Origin of the sequence: Paenibacillus sp. B1-35 (assembly GCF_050474385.1) — a bacterium.
Lineage (GTDB): Bacteria > Bacillota > Bacilli > Paenibacillales > Paenibacillaceae > Paenibacillus_B > Paenibacillus_B alvei.
Genome location: NZ_JBCHVJ010000002.1, coordinates 351,711 through 370,016, shown reverse-complemented (window position 1 = coordinate 370,016; position 18,306 = coordinate 351,711). Strand labels below are relative to the sequence as shown.

The following is an 18,306-nucleotide window of genomic DNA, read 5'->3' as shown; positions in this document are numbered from 1 at the left end:
CGACTGCCATGAGCCACCAATGGCTTATGCATTAGCTGATTTCACAAGCCGCTCAATCTTAATGAGTGTACGACGAGGCAGCGGTCTGGGGGAAACTGTCACGATGTATAGAGTATATTATGTCAGGTTGAAACGTTGTGTGACAGGAGCCCATTCCCGATTCTTCTTACTATATGGACGAATACCCAAATTACACACCATTTTATCTACAGGTATAAAAAAAATCGGGCAAAGTCACTTGCCCGATAATCGTTGTAATTCAGCTACTACTCTTGCAGCAGCGTCTGGCTGGCCGAATAACTTGGCAGCGTCAGACATGCTTCTGCGCTTTTTCTCATCTGTCATCATTGTCTTAATATGACGGAACAAGGCTTCTGTTGATAGTTCCTTCTCCGTAATCATAATGGCGGCGCCTGCATCCTGCAAGGAACGAGCATTTGCTTCCTGATGATTGTTCGTCACATTTGGCGATGGTATTAATATGGAAGGAATGCCGAGAGCGGTCATTTCCGCAAGTGAAGAAGCTCCTGCCCGACTGACAGCGAGTGTCGTCGCTGCAAGTACCTCTGGCATGTTGCTAATGTACGGAAGTACATGCAAATGATTGCGAACTGAATCACTTGTTTGCAGCACAGCCTTCCGTGTATTTTCATAGTAGTTCTGCCCTGTTACATATACAAAATGCACATCCGGCAATTGCTTCAACAAGGGAGCCATTCCGATCATCGCATCATTTAATGCCTTTGCCCCGCGGCTTCCGCCTACGATCAGCACAATCCGACTATCACTTGGCAAGCCAAGTGTGGCGAATCCGCGAGCTTTCTCCGCTTCCATCACTGCCGTCGCACGAGGGTTGCCACAGTAGACAACGTTTTTCGCTTTTTTGAAATACGGAGCCGATTGCTCAAAGCTAACCGCGACAGTACTTGTATAACGACTCAAAAATGTATTCGTCAAGCCGGGTATGACATTCTGCTCATGAATGACAGTCGGGATCCCAAGCTTGGCCGCAGCGTATACCACTGGACCGCATACATAACCACCCGTTCCGACGACCACATCCGGCTTGAATTCCTTCAGCATTTCCTTGGCCTTGCTTACACCTCGGATAAAACGCATAATGGTTTTGAAGTTTTCAAGAGACAGCTTGCGGCGGAAACCTGTAATCTCAATCGCCCGAAAATCCAAGCCCTCTTCTGGAACGAGACGGCTTTCCAACCCCTTCTCAGTTCCAATATATAAAAAAGCGCTGCCGGGAAACTGCTTCTCGCATTCCCTTGCAATGGCGATTGCCGGGTAAATATGTCCACCTGTACCGCCACCGCTTAGCACGACGCGCATGACCTTCACCTCGCATAACGTGATATATTAAGTAGAATTCCCAGTGCGGTCAGCATTAAGGTCAGAGATGAGCCTCCATAACTGATTAACGGCAGTGTGATGCCCGTAACAGGCATGAGTCCGATTACGACACCGATATTGATAATGACTTGAACAGCTACAATGCCAACAATTCCTGCCGCCAGCAGACTGCCGAATTTATCTGGTGCTGTCAAGGCAGTTCGCATCCCACGCCACACTAAGATTAAAAATAGAATCAATACCGTAACCGCTCCTAAAAAACCAAGCTCTTCTGCCAATATGGAAAAGATAAAGTCGGTTTGCGGTTCGGGTACATAGCTGTATTTTTGGCGGCTTGCCCCCAGTCCAAGTCCCATTAACCCTCCAGGGCCTATAGCGAACAAGGACTGAATGGATTGATAGCCTGCCCCCCTCGGATCCTGCCAAGGATCGAGAAAGGCGGTAATCCGCAGCAGCCGATAAGGTGCCGCTAGGACGAGTCCAACAAAGCCAGCAATGCCAACCATAGCAAGTGACATCAAGTGCTTAATCTGTGCCCCTGCCACAAAAATAACGAGCAGCACTGCACCGACCATGACCGTCCCTGTACCAAGATCCGGCTGCATCATGATGAGCCCAAACGCTGTGCCCATAATCGCGAGCGGCGGCAGCAGCCCCTTCGTAAAGTCCGTAATGCGCACTTGATCCTCAGAGAGCATTTTAGCCATAAACAAAATCATGCCAAGCTTCATGAATTCGGAGGGCTGTATACCAAATGAGCCGATACCAAGCCAGCTTCGCGCTCCCCCCCGCACATTGCCGATACCAGGAATAAGAACAATGATAAGCAAGGCGAAGCAAATGAGAAGACCTACCTTGGCATAACGCTTCCATACGCGGTAGTCCGTATTCATCGTAATGAACATGGCAGCAATCCCCAGCAGAGCAAACAGCAATTGACGCTTAACGAAATAGAACGAGTCTCCGTATTCCCGGAAGGCGAGAACAGCACCGGCGCTGTATACCATAATCATGCCGATCGATAGCAGGGACAGTACCGAGACGATTAGCCACAAATCGGGCGCAGTGCGTGCTTTGACCATGCGGTACACCTCTATTAGGACAATGTAGGGGCTTGAACACCCCCCTACTACAGACTATGCACCGCCGCTTTAAACATTCGTCCCCGATCTTCATATGACGGGAACATGTCCCAGCTCGCACAAGCTGGCGACAACAGAACGATATCACCTGGCTTCGCATAAGAGCTCGCCATTTCGACAGCTTCTTTTACAGCGTCGGCTGCATGATCTACATTGTCGACGACTGCTATATCCGTTAAACCTGCCTTCTCAGCAACATTTTTCATAATGTGGCGTGTTTGTCCCATCGCAACAACAGCCTTCACTCGTTCTCCCATGATCGGAACCAGCTCATGGAAATCAAGACCGCGGTCAAGACCGCCAGCAATAAGGATAATATTGCGTTCGAAGGCCTCAAGCGCCATCAGCGTTGCTTTTGTATTCGTCGCTTTGGAATTGTTGTAATATTTCACGCCATGCTGCTCGGATACGAACTCCAAACGATGTTCAACCCCTTGGAACGAACGGAGAGACTCGACCAAGGCAGATGGTTCAGCACCCACGGCAATCGAAATTGCACACGCAGCCAGGGCGTTATCCACGTTGAATCTTCCCGGGATCCCCAATTCCATAACAGATATTATCGGGAATACACGGCCCGTGCCGTCTGCATACACGATCTTCCGTTCTTCTTCCTCCGCCTCAACCTCGTAAGAAGGCTCTACGAACACACCACGCTCTACACGCTTCATCGATGATACCCACCACTTATCTGCTTGAATATGAGACGATAGGGTACGGCAAGTCTCGTCATCTGCATTCAGCACTGCAATATCTCCGCTTCCCATATTCGCGAACAGGCGAGCTTTCGAAGCAACGTAGTCCTCCATTGTGCCATGGTAATCGAGGTGCGTTTCCGCAATATTAAGCAGGCAGGCGACACGAGGGCGGAAAGCGCTTGTCCCCTTCAACTGGAAGCTGCTTAGCTCAACAACCAGCGTATTATCCTCACTAGCTTCCTGGGCCGCCTGACAAAGCGGGGTACCTATATTTCCTGCTACGATTGGCTTCATCCCAGCGGACTCCAGCATATTTCCAACCCACGTTGTCGTTGTCGTCTTTCCATTACTTCCCGTAATTCCGATAATCGGTGCCGGGCTGAGCTGATACGCAACCTCTACTTCAGTCACTACCTCGATGCCCAGTTCAATAGCTCGAGCAACGGGAGGCGCTGTATACGGAATCCCCGGATTCTTGACTACAAGAGCTACCTGCTTATCGATTAAATCATCTGGATGATGTCCGCATACAACACAAATGCCCAAAGCTTCTAATACCGAAGCTTCGGGGCACTTGTCGCGATCCTTCTTATCATTGACGGTGACGATAGCACCGAACTTGTGGAACAATTGTGCTGCGCTGACGCCGCTCTTGGCTAAGCCAAGTACGACGACGCGCTTTCCTTGATATGTTGCTGGGTGATTCATTCGTTACATCCCCTTGTTGATCCATAATCCAAGTCCAGCTAATACGATACCCGCAAGCCAGAACGTGATAACAACCCGCCATTCCGACCATCCGCACAATTCAAAGTGATGATGAATCGGACTCATCTTGAACACACGCTTGCCGCGTGTTTTGAAGGATACGACCTGAATAATAACCGACAGCATTTCAATGACGAATACACCGCCGATAATAATGATGAGCAGCTCTGTTTTTGTCAGAATTGCAACTGCAGCAATCGCTCCCCCAATACCGAGTGAACCTGTATCGCCCATGAACACCTTAGCTGGATGCGCATTGAAGACGAGAAAACCGAGCACTGCACCGACCATAGCTGCTGCACTAACAGCTGCCGAGATTTCCGATGCTTGCATTGCGATAACCGCAAATGCCGAGAATGCAATCGCACTTGTACCGGCAAGCAAGCCATCCAGGCCATCCGTAAAGTTCACCGCATTACTCACGGCAAGCATCATCAATACGATGAACGGATAGTAAAACCATCCAAAATCAAGACCAAAAGATGTCCCTGGTATCGAGATTACCGTACTATGACCGGACTGCCACAGCAGAACACAGATTAAACCCGAACAGACTAGCTGTCCAAGCAGCTTCTGCTTCGCAGTCAAGCCAAGAGAACGTTTAAAAATAATTTTGATGTAATCATCTAAAAATCCAATTAAGCCAAATCCAAGTGTTGCGATAAGCAGCACATAGAAATCGGTATCCATCACCGAAAATTTAAGGAAAGAAAGGGCAAACGCAAGTAAAATAATTGCGCCACCCATTGTTGGAGTTCCTGCTTTTTTCAAATGAGCCTTCGGACCATCATCACGAACCTGCTGACCAAACTTCAGCCTACGAAGAAGCGGTATCGTTAACGGGCCCAATATGACGGCTAGGAGAAAAGATACACCGATTGTCATTAACATCAACTTGAAGTCCAATCCTTACACCTCCCGTTACACAACCAGTTAATGTTGGACACTAGTCCATTCATTAACAACTTCTTCTAGTTTCATTCCTCTAGATGCCTTCACTAGTACGGTATCCCCTGAGCGAACATGCTGCAGCAGGCAAGCCTTCAATTTAGCCTTTTCATCAAATGAATAAACGGATTCCTTCGCCAAATGTTGCAGGGCGCCCGCCGCAATTTCACGACCCAGTCTGCCGTATGTGAGCAGAAGGTCAAGGCTTCCCGGTTGAATCGACGTTCCGACTTCATAATGGAGCTCCGCTTCATCAGGCCCCAGCTCTAGCATATCGCCAAGAATAGCAATCCGTTTGCCCCCATGCAGTTCAGCAAGCACATCCAGTGCCGCCTTCGTTGCAGTCGGACTAGCATTATAGGCATCATTTAATAATACCCATCCGCCGGGCGTAATCGTCCGTTCAAATCGCATACCGCTTATTTGTGCGTTACCAAGACCTTGCGCAATCTGCTCGTCAGTCAGACCGAACAAGCGGCCTATTGCAACAGCAGCCAACGCGTTAATGACATTGTGCTTGCCTAAGAGCGGAAGCTCGACAGCCATCGCCTTCTGACTGTCAGATGCCGCAACCGTGAATGTCGTCCCCGCCTCATGAAGATCGATATGCTCTGGCCGAACATCACACTGCATACCTGCACCGAAGCGAATCACTGACATATTCTTAGGCCGCTTCGTTGCTTCTTCCGAAAGTGCCATGTCAACAAGTGGTTCGTCTCCATGACAGATGAGCACTCCATTTTCTCGTAATCCGCTAATAATTTCTAGCTTAGCACGTGCAATCTCTTCACGGGAACCAAGCTGAAGCAAATGCGCTTCCCCAATGTTCGTAATAACTGCCGCATCAGGCTGAGCGATGGAAGATAGAAGTTCAATTTCGCCTCTTCCGCTCATTCCCATTTCGAGAACTGCAATTTCCGTATCTTTCGGCATGGACAATATCGTTAACGGAAGGCCAATATGATTATTGAAATTGCCATCCGTCTTGTGAACACGATAACGTTCCGCAAGAACAGAAGCAATCATATCCTTCGTAGTCGTCTTGCCATTGCTACCTGTAATAGCTACTACCTTTACCTGCTGCTGGGCCAAATAAGCTTGTGCCAGCCGCTGAAGCGCCTCTAATGTGTTGTCCACCATGATGAGCGGATATCCCTGCGGTGCATCATCATGATTGGATTCCCACATCGCAGCTGCTGCCCCATCCTTCAAGGCTTGATCCGTATACAGATGTCCATCGAACCGTTCTCCTTGAAGCGGCACGAACAATACACTTGACTCGATCTTGCGTGAGTTCGTGCTAATTCCTTTCACCGTGCGGTCTCCATAGGAGGGGTCGGAAAGCGTCCCTCCACATAAGTCCGCTACTTCTCGTAACGTCGTTTCAATCACTGAACTATACCCCTTATCGCTTCTTTGGCCACCAAGCGGTCATCGAAGTCAAATGTTTCCTTGCCGATGATTTGATACGTTTCATGGCCTTTCCCCGCAATCAATACTACATCGTGCGGGCTTGCCATTTCAATAGCTTTCGTAATGGCAGCGCGGCGATCAACGATGCATTCGTAACGGCTCGGATCCAATTTCACTTCATGAAGCCCTTCTACAATGTCCTTAATGATGAGATCCGGGTCTTCTGTGCGCGGGTTATCGGAAGTAACAATAGAGTAATCAGCATATCGCGCAGAAATTTTGCCCATTAGCGGGCGTTTCGTACGATCGCGGTCACCACCGCAGCCAAATACACTGATAACACGGCCTTCGGCAAACTCTTTAACTGTCTGCAGCACATTTTCTAGTCCATCAGGCGTATGCGCATAATCCACAATTACTGCGAAAGATTGCCCAGCTTCAACTGCTTCTACACGTCCATCAACACCTGGTACGCTTTGCAGGCTGTCGCGAATGGCTTCGAGCTCGATACCTTCAATGAGGCCTACAGCAATTGCAGCCAATGCATTATACACATTGAATTTACCAACCATACGCAACTGGATGTCCAACGATCCCTTAAATGTATGCACGGTGAAGCTCGTTCCTTTTGCCGTAATCCGAATATTCTCTGCACGAACATCCGCTTGTTCAAACATACCGTATTTAATCGTCTCAGCAGTTGTAATGCTGGCAAAATATTCAGACGACGGATCATCTCCATTGAGCACCGCGTAAGAGCGTTCTGCCTCTACATCAGAAAAGGTATTGCCAAGTCGTGAGAATAGCAGTCCTTTTGCTTCGCGATAAGCTTCCATCGTCTCATGATAGTCCAAATGATCTTGCGTCAAATTCGTAAATACAGCTGTACGGAAGCGGCAGCCTTGCACACGTCCTTGTACGAGCGCATGTGAAGATACCTCCATTGCTACAGAATCCACACCCTCGTTCACCATATCATGAAGCGACTTCTGCAGCTCGAAAGCATTTGGAGTTGTACGAGACATCGGAAATACCTTGCCTGCATAGCGCATTTGAATCGTCCCAATGACACCTGCTTTGCGCTTGGCATCATTCAAGATTTTTTCAATCAAATACGTCGTCGTCGTTTTGCCGTTCGTTCCTGTAATCCCGATCAGGTTCAAAGCACGGCTAGGCGAGCCATAGAACGCGTCGGATAATACAGCAAGTGCATGTCTAGCACTCTTGACGATCAGCTGAGGAACCTGCAGATCTAATTCACGTTCCACGACAAGTGCAGCTGCGCCAGCTTGAACCGCTTGCTCTGCGTAACGATGGCCGTCTTCAGCCGTCCCTGAAATACAGAAAAACAGATCGCCTTGCTTCACATCGCGAGAATCCATAGCAAGTCCTGTTACTACAGTGTGTTCATTTCCCTTGCACTTCGCTGTCAGCATTCGCGAGCAGGCTTCAGCCAATTGCATCTGTTGCATTAATTATTCCTCCGTCTCTTCTCCCATGTAAATTCGGATCGTAGAACCTCGATCTACACGGGTTCCCGGTTTGGGCGCCTGATGAATAACAGTGTTACCCGTACCGGATTTCGCTAATTGAAAATTCATATTCATATCTTCGTAGATATCAGTCAGCGTCTTCCCAACTAAGTTCGGGACGACAACAATCGGCGTTTCATCGAATCGGTATTTGCGCGCAACTTGATCCTTACGCGGCTCAACTCCCATGTAATGAAGCGAGTCCTCCATAATTCTCTTTACAATTGGCGCGGCAACCAGACCACCGAATTGAATACCTTGCGGGTTATCGACAGCCGTATAGACCACAATCTTCGGATCATCAGCAGGGGCAAAGCCGACAAAGGATACAATATGTTCATTCGGTGAATATCTGCCATTGATAACTTTTTGAGCAGTACCCGTTTTTCCGCCAACACGATATCCGTCAATGAATGCATTTCTCCCTGTACCCTGTGCAACCACATGTTCGAGGGCGTCACGCACTTTGCTGGACGTTTCGGGGCTAATGACTTTTTTGACCAGCTCTGGCTTAATCTCATCCACAACCATCCCAGTTTCCGGCTGGATAAAAGACTTAGCCACATGAGGCTTGAACAGCTTCCCTCCGTTAATAGCTGCCGATACAGCAGTAATTTGCTGGATTGGCGTAACGGATACCCCTTGTCCGAACGCAGTAGTCGCAAGCTCTACTGGACCTACCCGGCTCAGTTTGAACAAAATGCCGCTTGCTTCGCCACTCAAATCAATGCCTGTCTTCTGCCCGAAACCAAAGTTGCGTATGTAATCGAACAGCGTCTCCTTGCCAAGCCGATTTCCAAGAGCAACGAATCCTGGGTTACAAGAGTTTTGCACAACCTCCAAAAAGGTCTGACTGCCATGTCCCCCGCGTTTCCAGCAGCGCAGCTTGGCTCCGCCGACTTCAACACGTCCTGGGTCGAAAAAATGCTCGTTGTATAAATCGACCTTCCCCTCCTCCAAGGCAGCCGCAAGCGTAATAATCTTGAACGTAGAACCCGGCTCGTACGTCATCCAAATTGGCAGGTTACGATTATATACATCAGGCGGGAAGTCTTTGTATTGGGCCGGATCGTAGCTCGGGCGGCTCGCCATTGCCAATATTTCACCATTATTCGGATCCATAGCAATTGCGAGTGCCTGATTCGGCTTTAATTCATCCATCGCACGATCAAGTTCCCGCTCCATAATTGTCTGTATCTGCTTGTCGATCGTCAATTGCAAATTTAATCCATCTCGGGGCACAACGTACTTTTCTGACGAATTCGGCATCTGCTTGCCGCTTGCATCAGACAAATAGGCAATGTTGCCGCGCAAGCCTGTTAAAGCAGAATCATACCTCTGCTCAATACCTGTTAATCCTTGATTGTCAATACCCGTAAATCCAAGAATGTGAGCTGCCAAATCGCCATAAGGATAATATCTTTTATTATCCTCTGCCACTACAATCCCCGGCAAGTTTAGATCGCGCACTTTTTCCGCTGTTTCAAGCGATATTTTACGACCGCCGCCCTTAATCTGCTTAACAGACTGCCCTTTCGCAATCATGCGCTCTACATCTTCCGTTTTCATCCCCAGAAGAGGGGCAATCTGTGCAGCAGTACCCTTTTGATCTTCAATTTGCACAGGAATAGCCCATATCGTTGGAGAACTGATATTGTAGGCGATCCTCTCGCCTTTGCGATCCAGTATCTCACCGCGCTTTTGGAAGATAGGAATCTCTCTTCTCCACGAATCTTCTGCAAGATCCGCCAAATCCTTGCCCTCCCACAGCTGTACATATGCCAAGCGGACAACGAGCGCGATAAATCCAATCGATATGAGCACCATTCCAACAATTAACCTTTTACGGATCGTCACCCCTGTAACCTTCATACATACCCTCCCTCGTCCGACATCGGTTCATAACCAACCTATTCGGGACAACCAGAGGATAGAACAAGCTCTCCATGAGGATAATCCATAAGACTTCTTTTCTCTTTTTTTCACCTCACACCCTACGGATGTTTTGGCTCTAATTTAATATGAACGATACGTGTTCCGTTCTCATTTGCTTCTTTTTGTTCCGTTACATACCCTTCACCATCTACACGCACTTCCCAGCCAAGCATGGAGGTGATTTCCATAACATCGCGCAGTGATTTGCCCTTAAAGTTCGGCAGCGGCAGCTTGTTAGGCTCGTCGGTAAGCAAATATATCCGTTGACCAATCGCCAAAGGTTCGCCCGGAGCCGGATATTGACGTTTCACCTTGTCTCCTGCGCCTACTGTCTCGAACACGATCCCTTGCTCAGCCAGCCGCTGCTTGGCATCATATGGCTTCAAGCCCTGCACGTCTGGCGCCTTAACCGTTATTGGAGCCCCCGTCTTCTTCTCGTTGCCTTTTTCTTGCCCATCGATCGAGGAAGGAACCCCCATATAACGAAGCGACTGTGTAACGATCTTCTTAAACATGAGCGGCGCTACAAAGCCGCCACCCTCCCAATAGTCCTGCGGATCGTCCACTACCACCAGCAGTGCAATACGCGGATCCTCGACAGGTGCGAAGCCGACAAAGGATACAACAGCACGCGTATTGGCATATTCACCATTGATGACCTTTAAGGCCGTACCTGTCTTGCCGGCAACGCGATATCCTTCGATATAAGCATTTTTACCTGTACCAATCTGTTGATCCGCCACAACCTGTTCTAAGTATTCACTTACCTTTTTGGCAATGCCTGGTTCGATTACCTCACGCACTACCTCCGGCTTGCGCTCAGTCACTTCACCCGTAACGGGATCATGAATTTTCCGAACAATGTGCGGCTTCATAAGCTTCCCGCCATTCGCTACAGCCGCAACCGCCATAATTTGCTGGATCGGCGTTACTTGAACCTTACCATGTCCATAAGATGCTGCAGCAACGTCAGCCGGATATTCAAATCGGATAAGACCATTGTTCTCTCCCGGAAGCTCGATGCCTGTCGGTTTACCAAAGCCAAACTTCTCGATGTACGCCTTTAGGCGCTCTTCCTTTAGCTGCTCAAATCCCAGTTTAACAAAGGCAACGTTACTGGAGCGCTTCAAGCCTTCCAAGTACGTAATTCTTCCCCATCCATCCCGATTAACGTCATGGATGAGGCGTCCTCCCGCATAGATCCGGCCAGAGGCAAATGTCGCATTCGGATCAAAGATGCCTTCTTGAACAGCCGCAGCAAGTGTCACGATCTTGAACGTTGATCCCGGCTCGTAACGTGACTGTACTGCGTGATTGTAAAATGCCGCAATATCCTTGGCATTCCAATACTGATTTGGATTGAAATCCGGCATATTCGCAAGCCCCAATATATCGCCAGTCTTCGGATCTGCCGCAATGACCGTCATACTATGAGGAGAATATTTATTGTATACCTCTCGCATCGCATCTTGAATATATTGCTGTATTGTCCGATCGATTGTGAGGTAGATGTTCTCACCATCCTTGGATGGCTTGTATACTTCTGAAGCTTTTGGGAGTTTATTGCCCATCCTATCCTTCTCGTATTGGAGCATCCCTGCCACCCCACGCAGTTGCTCATCATACAGCTTCTCAATCCCACCAACGGGATTGCCTTGCTTGTCCGTATAGCCAAGCACATGTGAAGCCAATGACTCTTTCGCGTAGAAGCGCTTCACCTCAGGCAAGAGATAGAGTCCGACATCCCTTAGCTCGGTCTCCTTCTTTAGTTCGTCCGTAAATTCTCGCAGCTTCTGTGCTGTCTCATCACTAACCTTCCAGCCCTCACTGCGAACTTCGACTTGGGTATAGAATTCGTCTTTGTCTTTCTTCTTTCTGCGAACTAGCTCATATAGTTCACTCTCGGGCTTTTTCAGCACCGTGCTCAGCTTCTCTACGATAAGCCGCTCAATGTCAATATTCTTCTCAACTAACTTCGTAGAGGTGCGCAGTTCTTGAATGACCTTAGGGCCGACCGCTACTGTATATGCGGGCGCATCCATAGCAAGCACTTCACCATTCATGTCATAGATCGTGCCTCGGACTGGATTAATCTCTTGCTTTACAGACCATGACTGCTTGGCCTCCGCCATCCAGAAAGGCTGATTAATTACCTGATACCAAAACAGTCTCCCAATTATGACAATAAAAAAGAGGGTGAATAAGCCCCCGATCGTCAACGTGCGCAACTTAATTCGTTTGACCATCTTCATCCCTCGTTTAGTCGTTTCCTACTTGTTGTTTGTAAACTTCAATTTCAGCCCGAGTTTCAGGGAATCGCAAACCATTCTTTCTTGCTTCCCCCTCGATCCGCTTCCAATCGGACAGCTTCTCTTTCTCCACCGTTAGCTCTGACACTTCATTCGTCAGTGCAACTGTAGCCCGCTTCGTTTCTTGAACCTTGAGATTCAGATTGTAAATATTGGCATATCCGCTAATTAAGAACAACGCAATCGCTGCGCAAAAAATAATTGTGCCCAAATAAAGCAGTTTCTCTCGAGTAGGTAGAGTAGACTTACGGGTTACCTTTTTCTTCGTTTGTCGATATCGAGGCTTCTGTTGTGTCTGTCTCTCTGGACGCATTGCCAGGTTGCCGCGCACATAGGCCATTTATCTGCTCCCCCTCATCCCAATTTTTGAGCAACACGCAACTTAGCCGAACGCGACCGTGGGTTGTCTACTAACTCGTTATCACTCGGAGCAATCGGTTTGCGATTTACTAATGACAATACGCTCTTGTGGCCACATGCGCACATTGGCAAGTCAGGCGGACAAGTGCATCTGCCAACGTACTCATTCATGATTTGCTTGCAAATACGATCCTCTAGTGAATGGAATGTAATCACTGCCACTCTTCCTTCTGGCTTCAGACAGCGAACCGCTTGATGCAGCGCATCCTCAAAAGCGCCAAGCTCATCATTAACGGCAATTCGCAGCGCTTGAAAACTCCGTTTGGCTGGATGCCCCCCGGTCCGTCTTGCAGCAGCAGGAATTCCTGCCTTCACCAGTTCAGCGAGTTCTCCTGTTGTTTGGATGGGCTGCTTAGCACGAGCTGCTCCAATCTCTTTTGCGATACGCCTCGAAAACTTTTCTTCCCCGTATTGGAAAAGTATTTTCGCAATCTCCGCCTCCGACCAACTGTTGACAATATCGTAAGCTGTCAATTCTCCATTCTGATCCATCCGCATGTCTAGTGGCGCATCGTGGTTATAGCTGAATCCCCGCTCCCCCTCATCAAGCTGAGGTGATGATACACCCAAGTCGAATAAGATTCCATCAACTTGCGGATTCCCGTCAACCAGCGGCACACCAGCTTGAATCAAGGCTTCTTCCAAGTGGCGGAAGTTTGTTTTGACTAGTGTTACTCGATCCATATAAGGTGCGAGCCTAACTTTAGCATTATCCAGCGCCCAATCATCCTGATCCAGCGCAATCAGTCTTCCGGCAGTTGACAGCTGTGAAGCAATTCGTTCACTGTGTCCCGCTCCTCCTAGCGTACAGTCGACATAAATGCCGTCAGGACGTACTCGCAAGCCTTGTACCGATTCTTCTTTCAATACGGTAATATGATGAAACAACGCAATACCTCCTACTTTCGGTTCCCATCTAGCTGCGATGCGTTATGATAGTCCTGATGTTCACCTAAAAATTAAAATCAACTAGTGTTTCCGCAATTTCATTAAACGCGGATTCCGACTTCTCTACATATTGTTCCCAAGCATCCTTGCTCCAAATCTCTACCCGATTCTGAACACCAATAACCATGCATTCTTTTTCCAAATGAGCGTATCCTCGCAAATGAGACGGAATCGTGATGCGGCCTTGCTTATCCCACTCACATTCGCTCGCCCCTGAAAAAAAGAAACGGGTAAAGGCTCTAGCATCAGCTTTCATCATGGGGAGCGCCTTTAACTTCTGTTCAAGAGCTTCCCATTCATTCATAGGGTAGACGAAGAGACATTGGTCCAACCCTCGAGTCAATATAAATGTGGTTCCTAAGGAGTCACGCAGCTTGGCAGGAATGATAAGACGGCCTTTGTCATCGATGCTATGTTGATACTCGCCCATAAACATCAGCCACCACTCCTCCCCCTAAATCCACCACAGCGCCCCACTTTCCACCACAACGATTGTATACTTCGCCATAAAAGAAAAAACTCCTGCTAAAAAGCAGGATTTTATCTGAATCATACCCATATAAATTTTGGATATGCTTCCATAATGAATGATTAGGAAATACGGGCTCGCAGTTGATTAATGCTTCTCTGTATCCTTGTCAGCCGGATCTGTCGGTGTACGAGTTGTCACTATAGTTAATACAGGAGAAATCCCGCGTTTTCCCTTTTTTCTTTTCACAATGAACCAAATCGGGATACCAATAATTAAGAATGCACATGCAAACGGAAGGAATGCAATAAGAATGAGCACAATGTACTTAGTGAATTTTATAAGTGCTTCCCAGCTGGCTACAATCGTATTCACCACCTGTGTTCCAAATGCATCCTCCAGCGCTTGGCTTGGCTTGGCCTTCAGACGCTGGAACATATCTAATGAAATTGTGGACATCGCAACATTATTATCATAATATCTCATTTTCCCTACGATTTGCTCGATTTCGGTTTGAACATTCCCCAGCTCGGTGGAAAAACGGAGCAAATCATCCGATTTCGTTGCCTTCTCCATGAAGGAGATCAGCCGTGCCTCCACCGTACGCCGTGCCTTGAGCCGCGCCTGCAAGTCAACGTATTCCTCCGTAACATCATTGGCCGAATATTGGCGAGTATAGGCAATGGACTCCCACTTGCCCAGTTCATCAATGAACGATTGGAATCCAAGAGCAGGAACCTTAATCACATAGTTGCCGCCTCGCATACTGTCTGTTTCCTGATCGGAAAATTGCAGCACATAGCCATGAGATTGCTTGATAAATCTATTTAGCTTATCCTTCACTGCTCCATAATCCGCTACCTCCATATGAAGCTGTGCCTCATAAATAAGCTTACGCTCAGGCTGAAACTTTACCTGTGGCCCTCCGCCTCCCTTCATAGGCTGCTCAACCACAGCTGCCGCATCTTTGCTTTCCTGATGCGTCAATGCATCTGCGGAACTATCCCCCTTGGATTCGATCCTTTGACTGTTTGATGCCGAACTGCAACCCCCTAGAAGCAGCGTCAGAATCAAAACCCACATTGCAAATTGCCATTCCCAACTTTTTTTGACCATCCATATGTCCCCCTCTATTTATCTCGGCATGGATATTCTGGATGTAATTTCTTCACCTTCCATACTATAACAGAAGACGTATTTCCATTGGAAATGTTGCAAATAAATATACGAATATAACAAAAGCCGCCACTAGCATATTGCTAATGGCGGCTTACGGTTCTATGGGATAGAACTATCATCTCATTAATGCTCTTGCCAGCTTTCCAAGTAAGATCTCTGCTCACTTGTGAGTGTGTCTACTGAAATTCCAAGCGACTCCAGCTTGAAGCGGGCTACTTGCTCATCAAGCTCGTAAGGCACATTGACGACTTTTTTCCCGATGGATTGGTACTGCTCGTTTATATATTTCAAGGACATTGCCTGAAGTGCAAATGTCATATCCATAATTTCAGCCGGATGTCCATCCCCTGCTGCCAAGTTCACGAGCCGTCCCTCAGCAAGCAGGTAAATACTGCGGCCATCCTTAAGTTTATACTCTTCAATGTTCTTGCGAACTGTACGGACAGATACAGAACGGGCTTCGAGCTCAGGCTTATTTACTTCAACATCAAAGTGTCCTGCATTTGAAAGGATGGCTCCATCCTTCATAACATCATAGTGCTCGCCACGAATGCAATCACGATTGCCCGTTACCGTTACGAAGATATCGCCCACACGAGCAGCCTCGCTCATCGGCAGCACGGTAAATCCATCCATGTATGCCTCCACGCCTTTGATCGCATCTACTTCTGTCACCACGACATTCGCACCGAGCCCTTTGGCACGCATGGCAACCCCTTTGCCGCACCATCCGTAACCGACAACAATTACCGTCTTGCCAGCAACGACGAGGTTCGTCGTACGATTAATGCCATCCCACACTGATTGTCCTGTTCCGTATCGGTTGTCGAACAAATATTTGCAATATGCATCATTAACAGCAACCATAGGGAATTGCAGTGTACCGTCCTTTTCCATCGCCTTTAAGCGAAGAATGCCTGTTGTCGTTTCCTCAGCTCCACCTCTCACCTGATCGCGCAAATCAGGGCGTTCAGCGTGCAGAATGGATATCAAATCGCCGCCATCGTCGATAATTAAGTCCGGCTTCGTTTCTAACGTACGTATGAGCAGCTGCTTGTATTCCTCAGGCTCTGGATTGTACTTGGCATACACCGTGATGCCGTCTTCTACAAGCGCAGCGCACACGTCATCTTGCGTTGATAACGGGTTGCTTCCGGTAATCGTCACTTCAGCCCCACCAGCTTGAACAACTTTCGCCAAATAGGCTGTCTTAGCCTCCAAATGAAGCGATATCGCTACTTTCAGCCCCTTAAATGGCTGTTCTGTTTCAAATTGCTCCCTAATGCGATTAAGCACAGGCATATGGGCTTGAACCCATTCAATTTTCAAATGGCCTTCGGGTGCTAATGCAATATCTCGGATGATACTGTTGTTTGCCGCATTTGTACTACTTGTTTGCGTATTACTCATGGACATTTCATCCTCTCTCATTTGGATTAAGAAGCATTTATGATCCAGTTTCAAAAACAGGATACCGGTCACTACCTAACTATACACTTCTTACAACTTATGACAATAGTGCAATGCGATGTTCCCCTCTCCACACGACAGGAGCCTCCATCAGCATCGTAAACCAGTCCTCCCCGTATCGGCAGGCATATCCTAGCATGTTCAGCACACGCTCCTGAGGCTTTTCAAGCGGATGAAGGGAGACATGCAGCCGTTCCCACTGACGCAATCCAGATTCATGCTGCTTCGCCATTGCGTCCTTCGCTCTGTGATGCAGGAAATCAATCTGTTCAAGAACCTTGTTATGATTTGTAGCCCCAAGTTTTCCAAGCGCAGGAAGCGAAGCGACAAGCTCCTGCAGCAGTTCCGTATACTTGCTGTCCACCTCCGAACGCAGCGTCTCAAACCGTTCATCCAGATGAAGCGCATCTTGGGACTGCAGCCATGCAGATCTTTTCTCTTCATAACGATATACAACGTCTTCGACTGTCAGCTCATACTTATCCAACAGCTTATTAAGTGTGCCCTCAATACATGTAAAGCCCATTCGAGGCCATATGATAGGCATACGCATACCCAGCTCCCTAAATGCCTGTTTGATCTGTGCCCAGTAAGCAATTTCTCCTGGTCCAAGCACAGTTGCAAGAACTGGGAATAGATAATCCTGCATAAGCGGTCTAGTCAATACATTATTGCTTAGCGACTGAGGAGAATGTTGTGCAATGTCCAGCAGTTGCTCTTGCGTGAGCGATATGCCTTGGCGATGATTGACGAACTGCCCGTTCTCCTTTTGCAGTAAATGGCGTTCTCCATCTCGAATGACAAATACATTTGCGCTATGTGCAGAACGTACTGCTTGTGGCGTATAGCCGTAAGAAGCGAGCAGCCGCTCACTCGTGTCGTATGCTTCTTCCAATCGGTCATTCTGCTGTATGATTGTCTCAAACATCGGTGCCTCAATTGAACGCAAGCCCTCATCCGCTGAGTCAACGAGCACAAGCCCGTATTTACCGAACAGGCGGCCGATTGTTGCTGCGAAGGAATCAGATAGCGTGGCGCAGGAAGAAATCGATTCACGCAGATGTTCAAGCATTCCTGGTGTAAATTCCGTCTTCGGCAAAACGTGCTCGAGCTCAGCAAGCACCGCCTCCCATGCCGTTGAATCCAGTCTTATATGGCTGACTGGTGCACGTTGTTCATCTGGCTTCTCGATCCGTATGCGCTGAACGGATGGCTCCGCGGTTACCACATAGGTATGATCGACCTCATCAAAATCGTGATCCTCCCCAGCAATCCAAAAGACAGGAACAACTGGTCTCGACAATTTCAACTCTGCTTCCTGAGCCATTCGAATTATGGAGATTGCCTTGTACAGAACGAGAAGCGGTCCAGTGAATAGACCTCCCTGCTGTCCGCCTACGACGACCAGCGCCCGCTCATCCTTCAGCTTCTCTATGGAATTGCGTACTGCTTGACTGTTATTGAATCGCTCATTATACAGAGCAAGTACTTCTGTCAAGCGTGTACGATCAGCTCTTAATTGCTCTGAGCGCTCCACCCACTCTGCTCTCTTTTCCCAATCTAAATCTGGATGGTACTCATAGAACGTCTCAACGATGGATGGATCCCGCTCCATGTACTGTACGGCCAGCGGTTGCTGAACCGGAATTGATAATATTGGCCAATTCAAAGATAGCCGCCTCCCTTTTTGCTTCGTCTCGATTGTACACAATG

14 protein-coding genes are annotated in these 18,306 nt (G+C 48.1%); all 14 read right to left on the bottom strand.

Translation table 11 applies throughout. The features are described 5' to 3' along the window. Positions 1-234: 234 nt before the first annotated feature. Positions 235-1,341 (bottom strand): undecaprenyldiphospho-muramoylpentapeptide beta-N-acetylglucosaminyltransferase, encoded by a 1,107-nt coding sequence (gene murG / locus ACQ5BJ_RS09125; RefSeq protein ID WP_005548058.1) that lies wholly within the window; start codon positions 1,339-1,341, stop codon positions 235-237. A 5-nt stretch (positions 1,342-1,346) separates the two neighbouring features. After that, positions 1,347-2,444 carry a stage V sporulation protein E gene (gene spoVE / locus ACQ5BJ_RS09120; protein ID WP_005548056.1) on the bottom strand — a complete coding sequence of 366 codons (1,098 nt, stop codon included), beginning with the start codon at positions 2,442-2,444 and terminating at the stop codon, positions 1,347-1,349. A 47-nt stretch (positions 2,445-2,491) separates the two neighbouring features. After that, positions 2,492-3,910, bottom strand: coding sequence for a UDP-N-acetylmuramoyl-L-alanine--D-glutamate ligase (gene murD, locus ACQ5BJ_RS09115; protein WP_430110011.1), 1,419 nt, complete (start codon positions 3,908-3,910; stop codon positions 2,492-2,494). 3 nt (positions 3,911-3,913) lie between these two features. Beyond that, the gene (gene mraY, locus ACQ5BJ_RS09110; protein WP_005548053.1) at positions 3,914-4,876 is read right to left on the bottom strand and encodes a phospho-N-acetylmuramoyl-pentapeptide-transferase; all 963 of its coding nucleotides are present in this window, start codon (positions 4,874-4,876) and stop codon (positions 3,914-3,916) included. Positions 4,877-4,903: 27 nt separating this feature from the next. Next, positions 4,904-6,310: a UDP-N-acetylmuramoyl-tripeptide--D-alanyl-D-alanine ligase gene (locus ACQ5BJ_RS09105; protein WP_268599532.1), complete on the bottom strand. Its 1,407-nt coding sequence runs from the start codon at positions 6,308-6,310 to the stop codon at positions 4,904-4,906. After that, positions 6,307-7,794, bottom strand: a complete 1,488-nt coding sequence (locus ACQ5BJ_RS09100; RefSeq protein ID WP_262867022.1) for a UDP-N-acetylmuramoyl-L-alanyl-D-glutamate--2,6-diaminopimelate ligase — start codon at positions 7,792-7,794, stop codon at positions 6,307-6,309. The genes ACQ5BJ_RS09105 and ACQ5BJ_RS09100 overlap by 4 nt, the downstream gene beginning before the upstream one ends. 12 nt (positions 7,795-7,806) lie before the next feature. Beyond that, complete coding sequence (locus tag ACQ5BJ_RS09095; RefSeq protein WP_005548050.1) at positions 7,807-9,735, bottom strand: stage V sporulation protein D; 1,929 nt, start codon at positions 9,733-9,735, stop codon at positions 7,807-7,809. 122 nt (positions 9,736-9,857) lie between these two features. Next, complete coding sequence (locus ACQ5BJ_RS09090) at positions 9,858-12,044, bottom strand: penicillin-binding transpeptidase domain-containing protein (RefSeq protein WP_268622563.1); 2,187 nt, start codon at positions 12,042-12,044, stop codon at positions 9,858-9,860. Between the two features lie 13 nt (positions 12,045-12,057). Further along, positions 12,058-12,447, bottom strand: a complete 390-nt coding sequence (gene ftsL2, locus ACQ5BJ_RS09085) for a cell division protein FtsL (RefSeq protein WP_005548048.1) — start codon at positions 12,445-12,447, stop codon at positions 12,058-12,060. Between the two features lie 14 nt (positions 12,448-12,461). Next, positions 12,462-13,415: a 16S rRNA (cytosine(1402)-N(4))-methyltransferase RsmH gene (rsmH, locus tag ACQ5BJ_RS09080; RefSeq protein WP_268622560.1), complete on the bottom strand. Its 954-nt coding sequence runs from the start codon at positions 13,413-13,415 to the stop codon at positions 12,462-12,464. Between the two features lie 64 nt (positions 13,416-13,479). Continuing rightward, positions 13,480-13,911: a division/cell wall cluster transcriptional repressor MraZ gene (gene mraZ / locus ACQ5BJ_RS09075; RefSeq protein WP_163975795.1), complete on the bottom strand. Its 432-nt coding sequence runs from the start codon at positions 13,909-13,911 to the stop codon at positions 13,480-13,482. 180 nt (positions 13,912-14,091) lie between these two features. Then, positions 14,092-15,060 carry a DUF4349 domain-containing protein gene (locus ACQ5BJ_RS09070; RefSeq protein ID WP_268622558.1) on the bottom strand — a complete coding sequence of 323 codons (969 nt, stop codon included), beginning with the start codon at positions 15,058-15,060 and terminating at the stop codon, positions 14,092-14,094. 186 nt (positions 15,061-15,246) lie between these two features. Beyond that, a complete protein-coding gene (locus ACQ5BJ_RS09065) occupies positions 15,247-16,539 on the bottom strand; it encodes an adenosylhomocysteinase (RefSeq protein WP_005548044.1) in 1,293 nt (430 codons plus the stop codon). 91 nt (positions 16,540-16,630) lie between these two features. After that, positions 16,631-18,262 (bottom strand): bacillithiol biosynthesis cysteine-adding enzyme BshC, encoded by a 1,632-nt coding sequence (gene bshC / locus ACQ5BJ_RS09060; protein WP_430110019.1) that lies wholly within the window; start codon positions 18,260-18,262, stop codon positions 16,631-16,633. Positions 18,263-18,306 lie beyond the last annotated feature (44 nt).

Excerpts from the sequence above, each read along its gene's own strand:
- ACQ5BJ_RS09090 (WP_268622563.1), bottom strand. The coding sequence starts at position 12,044 with ATGGTCAAACGAATTAAGTTGCGCACGTTGACGATCGGGGGCTTATTC.
- ACQ5BJ_RS09095 (WP_005548050.1), bottom strand. The coding sequence starts at position 9,735 with ATGAAGGTTACAGGGGTGACGATCCGTAAAAGGTTAATTGTTGGAATG.
- ACQ5BJ_RS09100 (WP_262867022.1), bottom strand. The coding sequence starts at position 7,794 with ATGCAATTGGCTGAAGCCTGCTCGCGAATGCTGACAGCGAAGTGCAAG.
- ftsL2 (WP_005548048.1), bottom strand. The coding sequence starts at position 12,447 with ATGGCCTATGTGCGCGGCAACCTGGCAATGCGTCCAGAGAGACAGACA.
- ACQ5BJ_RS09070 (WP_268622558.1), bottom strand. The coding sequence starts at position 15,060 with ATGGTCAAAAAAAGTTGGGAATGGCAATTTGCAATGTGGGTTTTGATT.
- mraZ (WP_163975795.1), bottom strand. The coding sequence starts at position 13,911 with ATGTTTATGGGCGAGTATCAACATAGCATCGATGACAAAGGCCGTCTT.
- spoVE (WP_005548056.1), bottom strand. The coding sequence starts at position 2,444 with ATGGTCAAAGCACGCACTGCGCCCGATTTGTGGCTAATCGTCTCGGTA.
- ACQ5BJ_RS09065 (WP_005548044.1), bottom strand. The coding sequence starts at position 16,539 with ATGTCCATGAGTAATACGCAAACAAGTAGTACAAATGCGGCAAACAAC.
- murG (WP_005548058.1), bottom strand. The coding sequence starts at position 1,341 with ATGCGCGTCGTGCTAAGCGGTGGCGGTACAGGTGGACATATTTACCCG.
- murD (WP_430110011.1), bottom strand. The coding sequence starts at position 3,910 with ATGAATCACCCAGCAACATATCAAGGAAAGCGCGTCGTCGTACTTGGC.